This window comes from Grimontia celer, assembly GCF_900055185.1.
GTDB classification, from domain to species: domain Bacteria; phylum Pseudomonadota; class Gammaproteobacteria; order Enterobacterales; family Vibrionaceae; genus Enterovibrio; species Enterovibrio celer.
The window spans coordinates 476,689-496,270 of sequence record NZ_FIZX01000002.1 but is presented as its reverse complement, the minus strand read 5'-3'; the positions used below and the strand labels follow the sequence as shown (position 1 = coordinate 496,270).

The window sequence follows — 19,582 nt, the reverse complement described above, 5'->3', positions numbered from 1 at the left end:
CTGAGTAGTGAGCCCTTTTGCACATTTATACAGAAATACCCAGTTGACTGCGGATTTCATCTGAAACAATGTTTCCAAGCGCACGGCCATGACGTCCTAAAAACGCACCGAGCTGACCACCAAATCGATCACCATCGTGCGCACCAAGATGAATGGCGTCGAAACAGGCATTCTCAATTAACTGAAGATAAAGCAGGTTGTCATCATGCTCGCGCCAGTGGTCATCCCCACGGCTGATTACATGATTGAGTAAGGTAAGTGCTTTGTCTTCCGGCAGAGTTTCCATGGTGCGTGCCAGAAGTCTAAGCAGGTTGAAAGGACGCCCATTTGGGGATTCGCCCGGCACCGAGCTGAACGCAAAGGGTCGGGTCTGAACACCTGCATTATCAATCAGTCGATACCGAAGCGTAGCCGCTGTGCAATCTAGCCAGATTTCGGCATCCATCGGCATCACATCCTTTACGTATTCGCCACGAATAGCATGAGCGACTTTGTCACACTTGCTGAAAAGTACCATTAATCGACCATCAGCGTTCCGACCCATCATGGGAATGATCGTGCGGCAGATATCGAGGTAACAATCGTCAACGTTGCTGGAAGATGCATCAAGTACCACCATGACCAGATCAATCAGTGGCTTGTTGTGGTCATCGGTTTCAGACAATAGTGCAGACAATTCCTGGATTAGAGGCTTAGACTCTGGGCTGCAATCCGGAAGGTTAGCTTCCCAAAGCGTCACTCGGTTGAGTTCTGTTCGCTGAATCTCGTTGGCCGAGCGAGACCAATCTCTCTCTCCAAACAGCGCAGACAACATGGCGGACTTGCCTGTTTTGGGCGAACCGAGCACAAGAACATTCAATGATTCATTGGAAAGCACCTGAAGGCGGCGTTTCAATCTCGCCTTATACCCATGTTCCATTTCGACGCTGTTTTCGACCTGACTGAGCACACGGTCAAAGAAGGTATAGTCGGGAGTAGATGTATTGGCGCATTCATCTTGAAAAGCGGTCAGCTTTTTAAAAAGCTGAGTATCGACGTAGTTGTTTCCCTGCATGATGGTGGTTCTCCTCTTCAATCAGATTCACAACGGAACCATCCATCACTATATGCATGAAATGTCGTAACCAAGTGTCTCGCTGTTGATAGAAAGTAAGGATTCGCAACTAATAACGTGTTCGAAAAATCCAAGTATTCAACGTTTAGAAATCGTGGCGGGCGTAAAAAATTCTGACTATTCAATATAATAATTTCCCAAACGCTCGAACACATCGCAATCCTGTACCTCCTTATTTGGTTCAATTAGCCACTTCATTAAGTGTTGAGGGAATAACATGAAAAAAGTCGTTAGTTTGGCTCTGTTTGCCGCCATTGCACTATCAGGTTGTGCGACTGTACCTACAGTTTCGGATGCTGATACCAATGCAGCAAAACAGTTCAATCCACCAGCCTCCTCAGATAACGCAGGCATCTACGTATACCGTATTGATTCTCCAGTCGGTGCAGCGTTGAAAAAAGATGTTTTCATTGAAGGGGAATGTATTGGCGAAACCGCTCCAGGCGTCTTCTTTTATCATGAAGTATTGGGTGGTGGTCAGGTGAAGGTATCTACTGAGTCTGAATTTTCACCTAATGATCTATTAGTTGATACCGAAAAAGGCCAGCTTTATTTTGTAGAACAGTACATTAAGATGGGCGCTTTTGTCGGCGGCGCAGGTGTCGAGCTTGTTGATGAAGCAACCGGTAAAGAAGAAGTTTCTAAGTTGAAGATGGCAATAAAGGGAACATGTTCGGCGAAGAAATAGAATTGAAAGGAAGAGCCCGCGATTGCGGGCTTTTTCTTCAGTACTCTCCAGCGCTCAACTTCTGTTGCGCTTCAGAAACGCTTATTCGCCCAAACAAAATATCCATCATGGCCTGAATGCGTTTGTTGTCGTCACCGTACTTCGACAATGTGGCATGGTTTGGCGCTTTAAATTCTACTTCTCCCACTTGGGCGTCATTCTTGTAAGCTTTGATTTTCGCATCAGCAACAAAGGTTCGAATATCCCAACTCCAGCGGGAGATATACGTTAGAGTCAGTGCCTCTGGATCGGGAGTGGTATTGGGGTTCGCCACTTTGCATTTTTTGCCTTCATCCATACACCACGTCAGCATATTATCGAGAAACACACTACGGGTAGCTGGATGCTCTACGATAGTAACTTCAGTACTTTGATTCGCTTCGCTGATTGGCGTCGCTGTGTATTTGGGACCAGAGCAACCTGCTAGTAAGGCTACGAGAAACAACCCAAAGGTAATTTTCTTCATTGTCGTACATCCATATTATTCATTTCCTTTTGTAGAGTTGAATATAGCTATGTTCCAAAGCCTTACGCGTCGATTTAATAAGAAAAGCTCACCGAAGTGAGCCATTTCAAAAGACAACTTTAGCTTTGAGTTTGATTTAGCGCTGTCTTTTTACCGCCCCAACCAAGGCTTTCAATCCCGCTTCCACTTTCGAGCGCGGACAACCCAGATTCAGGCGAACATACCCTTTGCCCGACTCACCATAAACACTGCCATCCATAATCGCGACATTGAAGTGTTCGATCAGATCGCCTTGTAACTTCTGCATATCTAGGTTTAGAGGCGACAAATCAATCCATGCCAAATACGTCGCATCAGGCACCACATAGTTCAGTTCAGGGAACAGGCTAAGTGTATCGCGCACAAGCTCGTGGCTTTCACGTACATAGGCATTCAGCGCATTGAGCCATGCTTCGCCATGGTTGTAGGCGGCCATCATGCCTATCACGCCGAGAATAGAAGGCGATGACAGTCCGTCCACTTCTTTCAGTTTGAACAGGTAATCATTGCGCGCTTTGTCTTCCGGTATGAAAGCGTAAGCGCCGTTCAATGCCGGAATGTTGAAAGACTTGGAGGCAGAGGTCACGAGCGACCATCGCTGCGCCATGCCAAAGCCCGTCCATGGGGTATGTGCTTTTAAGGACACATCCATATGGATTTCATCTGAAATCAAAGCGACATCATGCTCATCGCAAAGCTCAGCGATGCGCTGTAGTTCCTCTTTTTGCCAAACACGACCGGTTGGATTGTGTGGGCTGCACAGCAGGAAAATCGTGTTATCGGCTTCTGCCAATTGCGTTTCCAGCAAGTCCCAGTCTATTTCCCAGCCGAATTCTGTTTTGACGAGTGGGTTTCGCACACAGCGACGCCCTGCCCCTTCTACCAACTTGTCGAACGCATCGTAAGCGGGCGTCTGAAAGACTACGCCATCACCCGCATGGCTCCACTTTTCAATCAGCTTGGCGATGATGTAAATCACCGAGGGACCGTAAACGATGGTGTCTTTATCAATTTGCACATCGAAGCGGCGCTGATACCAGCTTTCAATCGCACTTTTAAAGTCATCGTGATTCCAGCGCGAATAGCCCAAAACAGGATGTTCCAAGCGTGCTTTCAACGCCTCCATAACAGGTACTGGCGCAGCGAAGTCCATGTCTGAAATAGTGAATGGAAGTAGCCCAGCTTTGCCGAACCTGTCCTGCACATAATCCCATTGGGTGCAGTAGGTGCCCATGCGGTCAATTGGGGTATCGAAATCAAATGTCATGTGTGCCTTCTTGTCGTTTTTCATCTAGACAAACAGGAAAACCCCCGACTTATTAAGCTGCGGGGGTTTAAGGGGAACAAGTTATCAGCTTGCTGTTGCGGTCATCAGTGCCTGCATTTCATTTTTCACCAGGTGAACCTGAGTACCAATCACGACTTGCAGGTTGTGGGCATCCAACTTCACCACACCCAGCGCACCGTATGATTTCAGCTTGTCAGCATCCACCAGATCCATATTGTTGACAGAGAGACGCAGGCGGGTAATACAGTTGTCCAGCGCGGTGATGTTATCTTTACCGCCCAGTGCTGCCAGAATCGCTGCACCTTTGCCAGATTCGTTGATAAACGCGGCTTCCAACTCAGAATCTACTTCTGCAGTATCCACTTCGCGGCCTGGGGTTTTCAGGTTGAACTTGGTAATCGCGAACTTGAACACGGTGTAGTAAACCGCAAACCATGCGCCTGCTACTACCGGAACCAGATACCATTTGGTTGCCGTACCTTGCAGGATACCGAACACCAGGAAGTCAATGATGTTTCCGTCGGTGTTTCCGATAGTCACATCCAGCAGACCCATAACCATGAAGCCAAGGCCAGTCAGGATAGCGTGGATGAAGTACAGAGCCGGTGCAACGAACAGGAACAGGAATTCCAGAGGCTCTGTGATACCGCCGACCACACACGCCACCACACCAGAGATCAGCAGCGCTTTAATTTTGCTGCGGTTTTCAGGCTTAGCACTGTGGTACATCGCCAGTGCTGCACCCGGCAGACCGCCAAGGAATGCTGGCATCTTGCCTTGAGACAGGAATGCAGTTACTTCAGGGCTGAAGCCGTTGGTGTCTGCACACGCCAGTTCAGAGTAGAAAATGTTCAGCGCGCCAGAGACAGTCTGACCACACACTTCCATGGTGCCGCCTGCTTCAGTGAAGCGGATCAGTGCAACCAGAATGTGGTGAAGGCCAACAGGCAGCAGCAGACGCTCACCCGTACCGAACAGGAACGGACCAAACGCGCCAGCACCTGCAATCAGGTTACCAATACCGTTGATGCCTGCTGCAAAGTAAGGCCATACGAATGGGATCAGTACACCCACGACACCCAGCGTGATTGCTGAAATGATTGGAACAAAACGTGCGCCGCCGAAGAACGCCAGTGCATCCGGCATCTTGAAGGTATAGAAACGCTGATGCAGCTTGGCGACGATGATACCCACCATCACAGCACCCAGAATACCGGTGTCGATAGATTCAATGCCGATAATGCTCTTCACGCCGTAGGCTTTGCGTTCCAGATCGTCACCCAGCACACCGTTCACGGTCAGGAAGAAGTTGATCGCCAGGTTAAACGCAGCATAACCCACGAAGCCCGCAAAGGCTGCCACGCCTTTTTCTTCGCGTGCCAGGCCCAGTGGAATCGCAATCGCGAACATCACTGGCAGATAAATGAATGCCACCAAGCCAATCTTGGTCATCCACATAAACAGGTATTGAAGCAGAGTGTTATCTAAGAAAGGGATCGCTTCGCGAATAGCATTACTCGATAACGAGCTACCCACACCGAGCAAAATACCTGAGAACGCCAGCAGCGCGACAGGCAACATAAAGGTTTTACCAAGACTTTGGAGGAACTCCCACATGGTGGTTTTGGTGGCTTTCTTCGTCATTACAACTCTCCGAATTATGAGCATATGACTGGTGTGGAGTCCTCAACCAAAGCATGAATCGGTTGTCTGCCCCACACACGGGACTATGTGTTTTCGTCGCTCATATTAGGGAAACAAAATTTTGGTAAAACGTTTTATCAAAACATTTGTGATCTGCGCATCGGTGCTTAATCCACAAATTTGATCAGGTTTAAATAATGGGAATTTGGCAGTATTCTTTCTGGGTAAAACGTTTTACTAATGTCACGCTAAACCCATACTCAAACGACGTGAAGATGCTCGCTGAATCCTGCATTTTCACGTCGTCTGGTTATTCAGTATCAAATAAGGAATTCACTTGAAGAAAGTGACGATCACGGATGTCGCTGAGCACGCAGGCGTCTCAGTCACCACGGTCTCAATGGTGTTGGGCAACAAAGGGCGTATCTCTCCGGATACCGCTGAGAAGGTCAACAAAGCCGTATCTGAGCTAGGCTACGTCCGAAACCGCGCTGCCGCTAACCTTCGCTCTAACAGCAGTGAAATTGTTGGTTTGATCCTGAAAGACATCAGTGACCCTTATTACGCGCAAGTCGCTGCCGGGCTTTGCGAAGAAACTGAAAAACAAGGCTACATGGTGTTTCTTGCGCAAAGTGGCGATGCTGAAAAATTTGAACAGTGCATGCTGACCATGGCACGTCAGGGTGTGGGCGGCATTGCTTTCTGCCCGACCAATGAAAACCAGCAGGTCGATGCAGATGTACTCAAAGCCCATAACTTGCCATTGGTGTGTATCTCCCGTGCATCGGTCAACCACCAGATTGATTACGTCGGGCCGGATAACGCCAGCGCAGCGAAAATAGCGACGGAATACCTGATTGAACAAGGTCATCGTCGTATTGCTTATGTTGGTGGGAAAAGCAGTTCACTTTGTCGTGCTGAACGCGTGGGAGGCTATTGCAGCACGCTGATACAGTTTGGTTTGCCGTTTAAACCGGAATGGGTGGTGGAATCCGAACCCGGTCAGGCTCCCGCCGCAAAAGCAGTCGAAGCATTGCTTGCCAGCCATCCGCAAATCAGCGCGGTGCTCTGTCATTACTCCTCAACGGCAGTCGGCGCGGTACAAGGCGTTCATCGACTTGGCAGAAATGTTGGGAACGACACCATTTTCAATAAAGAAATCTCCATCGTAGGTTTTGATGCCGTTCAAGACGCGGAGCTCACTGAGCCGCCCATCGTGTTTGTGAATTCAGATGCCAAAGAGATTGGCCGACAAGCTGCAAAACGCTTGATTGAGCAGTTAGAGAAAAGCGATTCCGCACCGCGTAAAATCATCGTCGCTCCTTCATTGACTAACCATTCGGGTTAGAGAAATCCGGCGCTAATGCTGGTACATTAGCGCCAACGTTTTCTGATAAAGCATTCACACCTTGGAACTATTCAACATCACCTGTCTCGGTAAGCCTCTGCGTCTTGAAGGATCGCTGGCGGGCTGGCAAGCACTTTACTGGGACAACCAACTCGTTTCTCAACTCGCCGCAAGCGCTGATAACGACGGCGAGAAAGTCCACACTTTTCAACTGACAGCTAACGACCAAATCATTACCGTCGATGTCTCTTCCCGCCTCAGTTGGCAGCCATTCAGCATCGACTACAAAGTCGCGATAGACGGTGAAGTGGTGGAGTCTGGCTCGCGTAGCGAAAAAGACATCGAGCGCCAGCAACCCGAAGTGAAACCCCAAGCCAAACAGAAATTCAGCCTGATCGGTCTGGCGTCACTGGGCTTAAAACTCTTCAAGAGTGCCAAAGTCATCAAAGTGGTACTCGCGGGCGCGAGTGTTGCTGCCTATTCCTGGTTGTTTTCCTGGCAATTCGCTTTGGCGTTGATTGCTTGCCTTGTGGTGCATGAATATGGCCACATCCGCGCCATGAAGTACTTTGGCATGAAAACCAAAGGCATTTACCTCATCCCGTTTATGGGCGGATTGGCGCTTTCGGATGAAAAGATAAATACACGTTGGCAGGATGTGGTGATTTCCATCATGGGGCCAACCTTCGGCCTGTTTATGTCTTTGGCGGCGCTCGTGGCTTACTGGGTAACAGGGAATGTTTTCTTTGCCGGTCTCGCGACCTTTAATGCGCTATTAAACTTGTTCAATCTGCTACCGATATTGCCTCTTGATGGCGGACACATCCTCAAAAGCATCAGCTTTTCGATGAACAGTGTTGCAGGCTTGGTAGCCTGTATTGCGGGCGCTGCGGTGGGCGTATATGTCAGTTACGCATTCGGATTGGCCCTGCTTGGCTTCCTGCTGCTGATTGGTAGTGCTGAAATTATCTTCGAATGGAAATACCGTCATCACTCGCATTTGCTGCCGCTGAGCCGCTATGGCCAAATCTTCAGTACCGTGTGGTATTTCTCAACGGTTGCCGCTTTGGTTGGCGTGATTATCTACTTTGCCACCAAAGGTGATGAGATGTTGGCACTGCCGCTGTTGATTCTGCAGAGCTAACTGAAAAGACTTCTCTTAGAACGCCAGCCATTGCTGGCGTTTTTTCTTTCCAGCCTAAGCACAAATTCATGATGTGATTTATATCGCACTAAAATGAAATCCGATGTAGGATGCGCCACCTTTTTCATTTCGGTGTGTTTTACGTGATTACTCCATCATCAAATGCGCTGTATACAGATCTCTCGGGTTATTACGATCTGATGTGCGCAGACATTAACTATCAGTCTCAAAGTGACTGTGTGCGCAGACTTCATCAACTGTTTGGTAACCAAGGAAAACGTCATCTTGATCTGGCATGTGGTACTGGCCCACATATTCGCTATTTTATTGATACCGGCTTCTCAAGCGATGGCCTTGATCTGAACCAGCCTATGTTGGATCAAGCGAAACTGCGCTGTCCGGAAGCACAATTCTCGCTGCAGAATATGTGTGAGTTTGTGGTGGATGCACCTTATGACCTCATCACCTGTTTTCTTTATTCAATCCACTACAGTGGCAATATCGAAAACCTCAGCGCTTGTATTCGCAGTGCTCACGCAGCACTTAAGCCCGGCGGTGTGTTCTGCTTTAACGCCGTTGAGAAGAATCTGATCAACAATAACTCTTTCGTGCGCCATATTGTTCAACACGAAGGCAGTGAGTTTGCATTTAAGTCAGGCTGGTTCTATTCCGGTGAAGGCGACAGACAAGCACTGAAACTGAGCATCGAAAAGACCACCGACAAGGTGACCGAGGAATGGCATGACGACCACCCTATGGTTGCCGTGAGCTTCAAAGAACTTGAAGAACTCCTTGAGCCATACTTTGAAGTCACAGTGTTTGAACACGATTACGAAAAGCTGGAGATGTGGAACACCACGTCAGGCAACGCCATTTTCGTGTGTGTTAAACGATAAGCTAAATCATGATAGAAAAGGCCGGATGAATCCGGCCTTTTTGGTTTAGATAGGATTGCCGTTGATGGTGGCAGAAACAAGCTTGTCTGAGCCTGTCATGGTTTCCCCATTTTCAGCAGTTGACACAAAATCTTCCCGTATGGTTAACCCATTTCCCACGCCAATATACTGCGTAAACACCACTTTAAGCCTGTCTCCACTCGAATTTACGTTATCTACAACAAACTCAAGTACACAAGTTTCAAATGTCCCTGCAGGAACCGTGATATTTTCCGTTCGCAAATACTCGAGAGAATAATCGGTTGTATTGCTCAGAGCATTGTTTTCGTATTCGGTGACAGTGGAGAATGTTTTCTTTTCACCCAGAGCTAGATCGTAATTCAGAACAAAGCCGTTGGGACGATAAGTAATTTCATCGCTGCCAAGAATCTGGCCTAGAGTTGTCACATTTTTTTCTGTCTGATCTACAAGGATATAGAGGCGATTATCTGAACCACTGCCGTTTGTGATTCTCTCTTCAATGACATCGTTGTAGCCACGATAAGACGTTTTTTGAATCACTTCTGTGGTTTCAGAATCATTTGATAATGATTCACCGTTGAAAATAACGGCATTAACTTCATTAACCACGGTACCAACGCTGTAAAGCGATTCATTAAAACAAGCCGAAGAATTGGCACGCTGGGCCACTGTGTTTCCGTCTCCGCTACTACCTCCGCTTCCTGCTGAAAATAGTGCAACACTTACGCCCAATAAATACGACTTCATACTTCATTCTCCAACTGCAATCCATGGGCAGAATGCCCTTCGCAAGCGAAATACCCATCGATTCTATCGACCGTATTTCGGAGAATTTGCGTTGAAAACGAGACGAAATATAAATAGAAAAACAACAAGCCCAAATTTGTTCTTTAAAGCTGAGCTACTGCACACTTTGCAATATCAATACACCAGGAAAGCGCTTTCTTTCTGATGGCAATTTTTATTGAGCACCTTTGTAATGAGCCACTATCTCCGCATTGCCGATTGAACACTCAGACTTGGCACCAAGGAAAAACACGCCATTGGCCGCATCAACATTGTACTTTTCAGGGATTAGACGGTCGAACAGCATCACCCAAAACAGCGAAAGCTTGATTGCTTTCCCCGCCCAATGAGAGCGGAAAAGTCCGCTAAAGAAACCTTCTAGCGCCCACAACAACTGAGTACCTGCCCCGGAACAAACCCCTGATTTAACCAGACTGAACTGACGAAATAACAAACGGTGACCACTTTCTGTAAAACGCATGAAATCGTAGGGACCTTCATGAACGTGCTGTAAAAATGGGGTTTCCGCGTAAACCAGACCATTGGGTTTCAGTACACGATGGATTTCGGACACGACCATTCCCGGATCCATAACATGCTCTAGCACGGCCTGAATGATCACGGCATCGAAACTGTTGTCGCCCAGAGGAATACAGTGAGCATCAGCGACGAATTGGACGTTTGGAGACGCGTAAACATCAAAAGAAACTAATTCGATATTCACATCTTCGTAAAAGCGGTCCATGCCTTCACCAATGGTACCTCCCCCTACTATAAGCACGCGTGGCTTTCTGCGTACCTCAAACAGTGTGGAGATCAAAGTGTCGACATTCTTCTTCGTCGCACCGGAAGGTGGAGAAACCAGGCGCTTCATCACTTTCATTGCGCCGGAATAGGTGTTTCGTGGTACAGCAGAGGCATCGGATGACAATTGCCACCCCAGTCCTTTACAGCGTTCAGAGCACAACAAAATCGGGTACCCATTCACTACTTCATAGTGAATGTCACCCGTGCTTGACGCCACCTTGGCGTTTTGATCGTCCAATTTATCAAGCTCAGCGCCGCTACGCGGACAGCGCAACAGTGCTAAAACTTCTTTTTGATCCAGAAGCATTATTAGCCCCAATTCCTTACTGCAAAAACTAGGCGTCTAAACCTTTGTCTAAGTCTAAAAAATCTGAGTTTTTAGTATTTCATTTTTATGTAATAAACCTTATAGATTTTATGGTAACCGATCTAGGGATTATCATTCTTTAATGAAAAATTGGGACTTAAAGACTAAATAGTTCCCATCCTGTAAAGGGGAATAGTTGCAAACAGAATGTATCTTACTGATTAAATAAGATATTATTTCCTTCAAATACAGAGAATTAAATTGAAAGTCCGTATTTCTTTACAGTATGAGTAAAACATAATTTAGAAAAAATTATTTCTTGTCATTCTGTACGAAAAACTTTCAATTTCATGGCATCGGCTTGACGGCAATATTCTATGCGGAATAACTACTGAATGACAATCAAGACACTATGCACAGATATGCATTCAATGCTATGCAATTCATTATGACATGACAACCCGGATCAGGTGTATTAATTACACCTTACACCTGATTGCAATTAAAAATAGTCAATGAAACAAAATGTTGGCGGGCTTAATCAACCACCATGTAAAACAGGCAGTCGGAGAGCGCGATGTGGTGTTTGGTAGTGATCATGAAAAGCTTGGAAGCATGCTTTAAGCGAAGCTCACCGTCATGTTCGTAGAAGAGTGATTCAATAGGATGACCACCTTCACCATCGTTAGTGGTCATCCCATCCAGCCCTTTTTCCCCGAGCCAGCCGATCATGCTGTCTGCAGCCATCCAACCAAAGTTGTGTCGGTCAATATCAGGTGGAAGTGTCAGATCGGCATCGTCGACTTTTCGGTCGTGATAACAAAGCTCCAGTCCTTTTTTCAACTGCACCCGTACAGGGTGGTAGAGCAAATCTAACGGCCAGAAGCCTGAATGATTGGCAAAGATATTGTCGGCTGTCAGGAAGTGATGAAGTCCATTTTTCGCCACTTCATGAGCTGCATGATCAGCTGCCCCACCGCACTCGACAGTGACGATCGGTGACTCGTCAGTGGTTTGCTCCATCAGAGCCCCCAAACGAACGCTGGTACAAAGCATTCGTTCAGTAAACAGCGACGCTATCTGCTGATGTTTTTCATCATCAATCGTGGAAACCGAAAATGAAGGGCTAGTGCCGGATGTATTATGAAGATCAACAACTGCCTCGGGTTTCAGCGCAGTGATTCGTGTCATGATTTCAGCCGCAATGTCATAGCTGTCATCCTCACCCATTTTGCCAAAGCAACGGTTCATGTCCGGCTTATCAGCAAAGTGGCGAGTGGTAAATGGCTTGTCATACAGCGCGGCTTTCACATTAGCTAGGCAGAAATGTGTCGTCACGGCACACTCTGGTGGATTTTGCGCAAAATGCCAGAGCGCTTTGGCACCCGAGGGTTCATTCCCATGAAGTAAAGTCACCACTACACGATGTCGTTTAGGATCCCGGCCTGGCAACGTCAGCCAACTGGATCCCGGCAGTGTATCCAACCAGGCAACCAATCCGCGTCGTAAATCTTCATCGTTAGGCCAGCTAACATCATGCAGCATCATGACTTTCTTGCACTCCTTGTGAAATTCTTAGGGTCTGTTGCCCCTCGCACCCACTGCATCATAAAACCGGCCAATGTGAAACAGGCTCTCCTGATAAATATTGCTTTTGATACAAGGCGAACATCTTGTTCAGGGCAACTTCCCGACCATATTTTCTCTCAAGCTCAACCAAGGTCGAAAGCTGCCAACTCGCCCCGTTCTGACGCTTTGCCAAACGGTGCTCAATCACGACCATCAGCATATCGGCCTCCACTCTGGAAACACCCAGTTCAACCAAAGAATCAGCAACTCGAGGTAATAACTTATCCAGCACATCCACAAGCGCGTATTCCTGCAAGGTGCCGTTTTCTGATTCCCAAAGGATGTTGGCGTTTACGCCATACTGAGCAGCCCTGTAGAAATTATACTTCGCGAATTCAAAGGGTAGCCTATCCATTAATCTGTCGAGATCATTCTGAAGTGCATGCGCCAACCCAATGCAAAGTGCGGCGTTGGCCACCATATCAATCGTCGTCGGTCCTGCCGGCAAACTCCTTAGCTCAACGCGGAGATGACCGCCATCTGCATCATCATAGACAGCACGGTTCCAACTCCAGATCGTGCTCTGATGAAGTCGAAGTGCATCAAGCCTTGGGCCACAGCCTTCCCGGCATTTGGTTTCCGGCAAATCTGGCAAGAGCACAGGTTGAAGGCTGACTCCTTGTCTGAACAATTCCAGGGCACTTTTACGCACATACCCTTTTCCAAAGGAAACACGCGCTGGCGTGTGCCAGCTCATGCCGCAAAGATTTCGGCTATCGATTGACTGCTTAAATAATGGTACCCGGGTTTCATGCCAGAGTTTTTTCTGAAGGAAGACTGGGGAGTTCGCTGCCATCGCCAAGGTGAAAATCGTGGCAATCTGAATACCGTTGTACCACTGAGCAAACTCATTCGGTTTAACCCGATAGTGCACTTGGAAAGAGGTATTGGCACCTTCCAGAGTTAAATCGTCCGCGTCAATTTCCAAGCTTTCTGCACCGTGAATACGGATGTGGAAAGGTCCACCACGGGATTCGCAAAGAATATCGGTGAGGGCATGATAACGGGGAGAGTCCGTCATCGATGCCAGCCCAAAATCTCCATCTTTTAATGTTGGCAAGATCCCGATAGGTGTGACATCTACGCCATCATTGTGCGCAATGGTCTGCAATGATTGCAGTCGTTCATCCATTTTCTGCTTGAGGAAGGTGAAGGGAGAACCGCTGAATTCGGTGTAAGGGCAATTGTATTCAACGTTAAATCGATTGATTTCAGCCGTCATTAGGGGGTCTGAGGCTTTATCGAGAATATCGAGGTTGTAGTGTGCGGGTCGATGATGTTTGTCGGTAAGATAAAGCTCCAGTTCGGCACCCAAGGTGCACTTTCCTATTCCCCAACCCGGCGTGTTCAACAATCCTTCGAGTTGGTCCAGTTCTGACTTTAGCTGCTTGGCGAATTGCTCATGATCGCTGGCGCTAAACGAGGTTTTATTAATATTCTGTCCCACTGCCTCACCCTCGCTTGACTTCAATGTTTAACATAGAACAAAAACACCGCCATTACAGGCAAGTAGCGACTTCCGGGTCGACAATCACGCCAATATTCGCATTCCTGAGCTAGGGGCTGCTGACCTTTGGTGGTTAAATTTTGTTCTAGCTATAAGCGTTTTAGGCGCGGCGAGGTGTGTGCCGCCTAGTGATTCTAAGCAAATACACCTCAACAAAGCATAAAACGCTTAGAGCAGAACCCTTCGGGCAGCGTTTGTGGGGACTTTCTGCTGCGTTATCAGCTTCTCATGTAGGCCAGCTACACATCGAAGCCTCTGCCTTGCATAAAATCCCCACAAACTGCTGCAAAAATCACCACCAAAGGTCAGCAGCCCCTAGTATACGAGTGCAGATTATGCACAGCATTTCCGTGAAATCAGACTATCTGATACACTCGCGCCCCTTCTTTATGGCGGAACTTTTTACCAATGTCAGACAACGTATTCTCACTTCTTCATCCTACGCTTCAGCAAACGCTGAACGAGCTTGGTTATAGCGAGCCAACGGATATCCAGCAGCAAGCGATTCCAAAAGTGCTGGAAGGAAAAGACGTGATGGGTGCAGCGCAAACAGGTACAGGCAAAACCGCCGCCTTTACGCTGCCGCTGATTCACCAGCTTCTGGAACGTGGTGTGAAAGGTTCTGCGCGAGTGTTGATCGTTACGCCAACACGCGAGCTTGCACAACAGGTGTATGACAAAGTTGCAGAGTATGGCCAGCACACCTCTCTGAAATGTGTGGCGCTGTATGGCGGCGCGAACATTAATCCTCAGAAAAATCAGTTGGCGAAAAAGCCAGAGATCATTGTCGGCACGCCGGGTCGCCTGCTCGATCACCTTCATATTGGTACCTTGCAACTGAGCAGCCTAGATGCGCTGGTTCTCGATGAAGCAGATCGCATGCTCGACATGGGCTTTATTTCAGACATCAAGCGCCTGATGAAGAAAATGCCGAAAGAGCGCCAGACACTCTTTTTCTCCGCAACCTACCCAAAACAGGTCATGGATCTGGCTTACCGCCTGCTTAACGACCCTGTGCGAGTCGAAGTATCGACCGCCAACAGCACAGCTGAAACCGTCAATCAGTTGGTACATCCCGTTGACAGAAAACGTAAGCGCGAACTACTTTCCTACCTGATTGGCAGCCGCAACTTGCAGCAGGTATTGGTGTTCGCTAAAACCCGCCAAAGTACTGAAGCGCTGGCAAACGAACTCAAACTCGACGGGCTGGCTGCAGAAGCCATTCATGGAGAGAAAACCCAAGGCGCACGCAACCGCGCATTGGAAGGCTTTAAAAACGGTACTGTGCGTGTGTTGGTAGCAACCGATGTAGCAGCGCGCGGCTTAGATATCCCCTCGCTGGATACCGTTTTCAACTACGAACTGCCACACCAAGCGGAAGACTATATTCACCGAATCGGCCGTACCGGTCGCGCGGGAAAATCTGGCATGGCGATATCGCTCGTGAGCCGTGAAGAAGAAGGCATGCTCACCGCTATTGAAGCCCTGATTGACCAACGCCTCCCTCAGGAATGGCTGGCAGGTTTCGAACCGGATATCAACGCAGATAAAGAGCACCATGAAAAGCGTGGGGGCCGCGGTGGAGAGAAGCGTCGCCTCAAGCGCCAGTTGTTGAAAAAAGCGGGAGCGAAAAAGCGTTAGGTAACACACACTGGCTGAACATTTATTGAAACCGATAAATCCGAGTGCCTTCCTACACTCGGATCTTTTTCTGTTCCCCAAACGACATTGATAGAAAAAAGGCATAAACAGATCGGTCCATAAGCCTTTATTTTCATATTCATTGTCAATCCACTTTCGTTAATCGAATGTAACTCGCTTGTTACAATAAGTGCGTATTTCGATGTTCCTCAGTTTTCTCTCATGACAATTTGGTTATTTTGGGTTTGTTACTACTGAGCAATATTTCTAAAAGTATGACGAAAAAACTAAAATACCCTCTTCTGCTTGAAGCCAATATTTTCCTCTGATTCATTAATTTTGTGTTTAATCACTGTTGGATTGATGAATATGAAACCTATCGCCGTTTATGCAATGTTGAGTATGTCTTGCTTAATGAATAGCTCCGTATTAGCCACAGAGGATACTAACCAAAATGATCTAAACCTGAGCACCAAGAATATCGCTGGTGAAGTCAGCCACATATTTAGAGACGAGTATGGGCGTGAAACAATATTGAGAGGGTTCAATGTTTCAGGTTCTGTGAAATTACATTGGACTGGCTTTAAGCCTTTTGTGAATGCGAACGACGCTGCTTTCAGTTTTGAACAAATGCGAAACAAAACAGGGTCGAATGTTGTTCGATTTACCGTTGCTTGGGAAGGTGTGCATCCCGAAGTGGATTATATCGACCAAAACTATGTTGACGAGGTCATAGCCCAAATGCGGGAAGCGATAAAGCGCGATATGTATGTCATCGTCGACTTCCACGCCGATCTATACTCTCGCCACACCTTCATTAGAACAGACCGGATTACAGGTAATGGCGCGCCCGAGTGGATTGTTCGTGGTGGTGGGCATGGGCGCAGTGGATGCAGCGCTATCGGTTCCTTTCATTGCTTATCAAGTTGGTTTGCCAATCTCATTTTCAACGATACCGCGCGCGCAGCACAGAGAGACTTTTGGTTAAACAGCTCAATAAATACCACCGCAGGTGAACGAAAAGTACAGGATGAATTTCTCTGGCAAATGTCCCATTTAGCAGAGGCAATTAAAGATCAACTGACCGAAGAAGAATTTCAATATGTGCTGGGAATCGAACCAATTAATGAACCATCAGATGGCGGTATCCATGAATTAGGTATTAACAACCACGCAGAATTTGATAACCAGTTTCTTTGGCCTTTTTATCAGCGCGTTCGTACTAGTTTAAATACGCTTGAAGGTTGGGAAAATAAATGGGTATTTGCCGAGCCTCTTGTATTTTGGAATACGCCTATTCCGCTCGCAACATCAGAAACAGGAGGCGGCTATCTGGAAACGCCACCAGGGGAAGGTTTTGTATTTTCGGCTCACTACTATGACAGCAACCGAAGAGCGTTTGACCTGAGTACCCCACGAAATGCGAGCTATTTTAGAAATCTGGATTTCGTACGCAATGAGTCAGACTTCCTTGAAATTCCCGTGATACTGACAGAATTTGGCGCGCCAAATGGTGGTTTTGGACACACGGATAACCATCGACTGTCCAATGCAACCTATCAAGCCATGGAGATCAGTGACCGTAAGTCAGGAACCGACCGTTTTGTTGATTTCCATACGACCATGATGTCAGGCACACACTGGCAATGGGACCACAACTATGACAATCACCAAGAGAACATCCACAACAACCCTGATTTGTTTGTGAGTGCCACGGATGCCTGGAACGGCGAAGATTTCTCTGTCATTCGCAACTTCAGCCAGGAATACACCGTCGATGAAAGACTGGTGGAGCGTTTGTATCCGCGAAAAGTTCAGGGTGATCTTATTGCGTTTCACTTCAATGCCATCGTACGTGATAGATGGAATGACCCGCTAGATTGGGCGATTTTGCGCGTTGATTTGCCAGACGTTTATGAAGACCGCCCATTGTTCGCGGACACGCGTTTTGCATTGATGACATGGCAAGGCAAGGCGCTACAAAAACCTACAGAAATGTTCATTCCAGGACATATGAATCCCTCTTCTGCTGTTTTAGTTACCGACTGGGGAATCGTTAAAGGATTAACAGAAGGTGACCTCGGAGACGGTATCTCTGTTACCGGGCAAGGGACAGGTATCATGCTTAATCTCGATCGTCAGGACGATGATGTACATTTCGCACTCATTGTCGAAAGCACTGACCATGAAGCCATTTCCCTTAAAGAGCTTCAAACTGCCCTGAAGAACAATTTACTTGAACGTCAGGAAAGCGTGGTTTACCTGCCTGGACAAATGACACACGGAGGTTACCCAGAAGACCACAGCCGAAGCGGTGAGTTTTCACTTGTGAATCAAGCAACAGGTTTGTGCCTGGATGTGGCAGGTGGATTCACCTTCAATGGCACGAACGTGCAAAGTTACCCTTGTAATAACACCAATGCTCAACGCTGGATATATGATGAGCAGAATCATTTTCTGCGCTCTAGCCTGGATAGAAATCAATGCTTAGATATTGGTGGCGACAGAACTCAAGGAACCAACGTGAAGATTTGGAACTGCAATGACTTCTTTACGCAGAATCGTCATTTCTCCTTTAACGATAACGTGCTGGAGGTAAGAGGCTTCCCAAATCTCAGCGTGAGCGCAACCAGTGACCAGGCGTCTTCTAATGTTGTTCTCGGTGATCCGCAGAAGGCGCTGGAAAACGCCCAATGGCTTCGCGTTTATCGCTAGTTTTAAAAAAGCCGAGTCGCTATGCGGCTCGGCCCTCAAGAAACTTCTCTTCGCGTGGTTCGGATGCACTGCATTCACGCAACGTCTTTATTGTTCAGTCCACCAACTCAATACCCAGACTTTCCAGCAGGTTAAGCGCTTCGTAGCGAGAGAACTTAGCACCTTTGAGCTGATTTTCTAATACATTGATGGCGTAGTCTGTCGATTCAGTGAAATCGACCTCTTGCAGATTGGTGCGCATAAACTGGGCATGGGTAAAATCGCAGTATGTCATCGAAGATTGCTGGAAGTCCCCTTCCCGGAAATCCACTTCATGTAACTTACACTCTTCGAGTTTGAGCTCGTGCAGCGTCAACCCAAAAAACGAAGCATCATTCAAAATGCACTGCTTGAACCTGAGTTCGAAATCAACATGGTAAGAAGGCCAGTCGGCCTTGCTCCAGTCCACGCCCACCAACTTACATTCTTCAAATTGCACCGTAAAAAGACGTGAGCCGGACAGGTTCATCAAACTCAGATTACAGCGTGCAAACTCACAATTGATGAATTTACAGTTTTTGAAAATAGCATCAGAGAAGTCGCATTCTTCAAAGCGACACTCCTCAAACTCTATGCCCGTGAACGATTCGCCTTGCAGGTCTTTCTTCGCGAACAGCTCGTCATAATAACTTTCGCCACTTTCAATCATTATCGTTGTTCCCAAATACGGTCTATAGACAGCATTATGCCTGACAATCCGCCTCTATTGCCTGAGCATTCTTGCTCTGACTAAGCATCGAATTCACTTTTACGACCACTTTATCAATTACAAACTCATCCAGAAAAATGTCATGACCACCGGGAATAACGTCGGTCTGCACTTTCTTGCCATTCTGATTCAAGGCTTTCGCGTAGTCTTCAGTCAGATAGGGCTGGGTGACATCGTCTTCTTTGCCGCAAATCAGATGAATACCTGTCTTAGCATCGATCCTGTCCACCAGCGCCATCGGAGACGTTACCCGAAGATTGCCCCAAAACAGAGGATTGCGATGTTGTTCATACATGTCTTTCCGCCAACGGTTAATATCCGCAGGACAGGAAACCATCACAGCTATATCAGCAAGGCTCGGATAATACGCGATGATTTTTCCTGTTATCGCTGCGCCTCCAGAATGGCCACAGATGATGATCTTGGAAGGACTATAAAGATCTTTGAGCGTTTGGATGGCTGAGACAATGTGATCGATACGTTTACGGTTGTAGTTATCACCAACACAGAAGCCTTTCCAACTGCCAGATTTTCTCCCCAAATCGTCCTTGAACCCCGGTCTCAATAACCCAACAGAAACGACATTACTGGCACGCTTGGCGATGGCTTTCGCAAACTGATTTTGATAGCTCACCGCGCCAAAAGGACTGTCGCCATGAATTGCCACAACCAGACAAGGATGAGCACGCACACCATTCTCGTGAATATCGACAATGGTTCTGCGTTTATCTATTTTAAGTTCCAAGCAAAAGTTC

Annotated in this window: 16 protein-coding genes; 6 read left to right on the top strand and 10 right to left on the bottom strand. The window is 47.4% G+C overall.

From position 1 onward, the window contains the following. Nucleotides 1–25 precede the first annotated feature (25 nt). Complete coding sequence (locus GCE9029_RS12390) at nucleotides 26–1,054, bottom strand: GTPase family protein (RefSeq protein ID WP_062663562.1); 1,029 nt, start codon at nucleotides 1,052–1,054, stop codon at nucleotides 26–28. A 277-nt stretch (nucleotides 1,055–1,331) separates the two neighbouring features. Between GCE9029_RS12390 and GCE9029_RS12385 the strand changes: the two genes are divergently transcribed. Beyond that, nucleotides 1,332–1,802 carry a DUF2846 domain-containing protein gene (locus GCE9029_RS12385; RefSeq protein ID WP_062663561.1) on the top strand — a complete coding sequence of 157 codons (471 nt, stop codon included), beginning with the start codon at nucleotides 1,332–1,334 and terminating at the stop codon, nucleotides 1,800–1,802. Between the two features lie 37 nt (nucleotides 1,803–1,839). Here GCE9029_RS12385 and GCE9029_RS12380 read toward each other — a convergent pair whose 3' ends face one another. The 3 genes from GCE9029_RS12380 to malX all read right to left on the bottom strand — a co-directional run bounded on the left by GCE9029_RS12380 (nucleotide 1,840) and on the right by malX (nucleotide 5,278). Continuing rightward, nucleotides 1,840–2,307 carry an Sbal_3080 family lipoprotein gene (locus tag GCE9029_RS12380; RefSeq protein WP_062663560.1) on the bottom strand — a complete coding sequence of 156 codons (468 nt, stop codon included), beginning with the start codon at nucleotides 2,305–2,307 and terminating at the stop codon, nucleotides 1,840–1,842. A gap of 136 nt (nucleotides 2,308–2,443) precedes the next feature. Further along, a complete protein-coding gene (locus GCE9029_RS12375) occupies nucleotides 2,444–3,613 on the bottom strand; it encodes a MalY/PatB family protein (protein ID WP_062663559.1) in 1,170 nt (389 codons plus the stop codon). 84 nt (nucleotides 3,614–3,697) lie between these two features. Continuing rightward, nucleotides 3,698–5,278: a maltose/glucose-specific PTS transporter subunit IIBC gene (malX, locus tag GCE9029_RS12370; protein ID WP_062663558.1), complete on the bottom strand. Its 1,581-nt coding sequence runs from the start codon at nucleotides 5,276–5,278 to the stop codon at nucleotides 3,698–3,700. A gap of 331 nt (nucleotides 5,279–5,609) precedes the next feature. On the opposite strand from malX, the gene malI reads away from it, so the two are divergent. The 3 genes from malI to GCE9029_RS12355 all read left to right on the top strand — a co-directional run bounded on the left by malI (nucleotide 5,610) and on the right by GCE9029_RS12355 (nucleotide 8,666). Beyond that, nucleotides 5,610–6,626 carry a Mal regulon transcriptional regulator MalI gene (gene malI, locus GCE9029_RS12365; protein WP_062663557.1) on the top strand — a complete coding sequence of 339 codons (1,017 nt, stop codon included), beginning with the start codon at nucleotides 5,610–5,612 and terminating at the stop codon, nucleotides 6,624–6,626. A 61-nt stretch (nucleotides 6,627–6,687) separates the two neighbouring features. Next, on the top strand, nucleotides 6,688–7,770 hold the full coding sequence (locus tag GCE9029_RS12360; RefSeq protein ID WP_062663556.1) for a site-2 protease family protein: 1,083 nt from the start codon (nucleotides 6,688–6,690) through the stop codon (nucleotides 7,768–7,770). 110 nt (nucleotides 7,771–7,880) lie between these two features. Beyond that, entirely contained in the window at nucleotides 7,881–8,666 is a 786-nt protein-coding gene (locus GCE9029_RS12355) for a class I SAM-dependent DNA methyltransferase (RefSeq protein WP_157487813.1), read from the top strand. A 45-nt stretch (nucleotides 8,667–8,711) separates the two neighbouring features. Here GCE9029_RS12355 and GCE9029_RS12350 read toward each other — a convergent pair whose 3' ends face one another. The 4 genes from GCE9029_RS12350 to GCE9029_RS12335 form a co-directional block, all read right to left on the bottom strand. Then, nucleotides 8,712–9,434 (bottom strand): hypothetical protein, encoded by a 723-nt coding sequence (locus tag GCE9029_RS12350; RefSeq protein WP_157487812.1) that lies wholly within the window; start codon nucleotides 9,432–9,434, stop codon nucleotides 8,712–8,714. A 214-nt stretch (nucleotides 9,435–9,648) separates the two neighbouring features. Continuing rightward, nucleotides 9,649–10,587, bottom strand: a complete 939-nt coding sequence (locus GCE9029_RS12345; RefSeq protein ID WP_062663554.1) for a class I SAM-dependent methyltransferase — start codon at nucleotides 10,585–10,587, stop codon at nucleotides 9,649–9,651. A 537-nt stretch (nucleotides 10,588–11,124) separates the two neighbouring features. Continuing rightward, nucleotides 11,125–12,135 carry a M14 family metallopeptidase gene (locus GCE9029_RS12340; protein ID WP_062663553.1) on the bottom strand — a complete coding sequence of 337 codons (1,011 nt, stop codon included), beginning with the start codon at nucleotides 12,133–12,135 and terminating at the stop codon, nucleotides 11,125–11,127. Nucleotides 12,136–12,193: 58 nt separating this feature from the next. After that, entirely contained in the window at nucleotides 12,194–13,663 is a 1,470-nt protein-coding gene (locus GCE9029_RS12335) for a glutamate-cysteine ligase family protein (RefSeq protein ID WP_062663552.1), read from the bottom strand. A 468-nt stretch (nucleotides 13,664–14,131) separates the two neighbouring features. On the opposite strand from GCE9029_RS12335, the gene GCE9029_RS12330 reads away from it, so the two are divergent. Next, nucleotides 14,132–15,364: a DEAD/DEAH box helicase gene (locus GCE9029_RS12330; protein WP_062663551.1), complete on the top strand. Its 1,233-nt coding sequence runs from the start codon at nucleotides 14,132–14,134 to the stop codon at nucleotides 15,362–15,364. 363 nt (nucleotides 15,365–15,727) lie between these two features. Continuing rightward, nucleotides 15,728–18,079 (top strand): ricin-type beta-trefoil lectin domain protein, encoded by a 2,352-nt coding sequence (locus tag GCE9029_RS12325; protein WP_082804346.1) that lies wholly within the window; start codon nucleotides 15,728–15,730, stop codon nucleotides 18,077–18,079. A gap of 94 nt (nucleotides 18,080–18,173) precedes the next feature. On the opposite strand, the gene GCE9029_RS12320 is transcribed toward GCE9029_RS12325, so the two are convergent. Both GCE9029_RS12320 and GCE9029_RS12315 read right to left on the bottom strand, forming a co-directional pair. Continuing rightward, on the bottom strand, nucleotides 18,174–18,767 hold the full coding sequence (locus GCE9029_RS12320; RefSeq protein ID WP_062663549.1) for a pentapeptide repeat-containing protein: 594 nt from the start codon (nucleotides 18,765–18,767) through the stop codon (nucleotides 18,174–18,176). A gap of 34 nt (nucleotides 18,768–18,801) precedes the next feature. Next, nucleotides 18,802–19,572: an alpha/beta hydrolase family protein gene (locus GCE9029_RS12315; protein WP_062663548.1), complete on the bottom strand. Its 771-nt coding sequence runs from the start codon at nucleotides 19,570–19,572 to the stop codon at nucleotides 18,802–18,804. Between the last annotated feature and the right edge of the window lie 10 nt (nucleotides 19,573–19,582).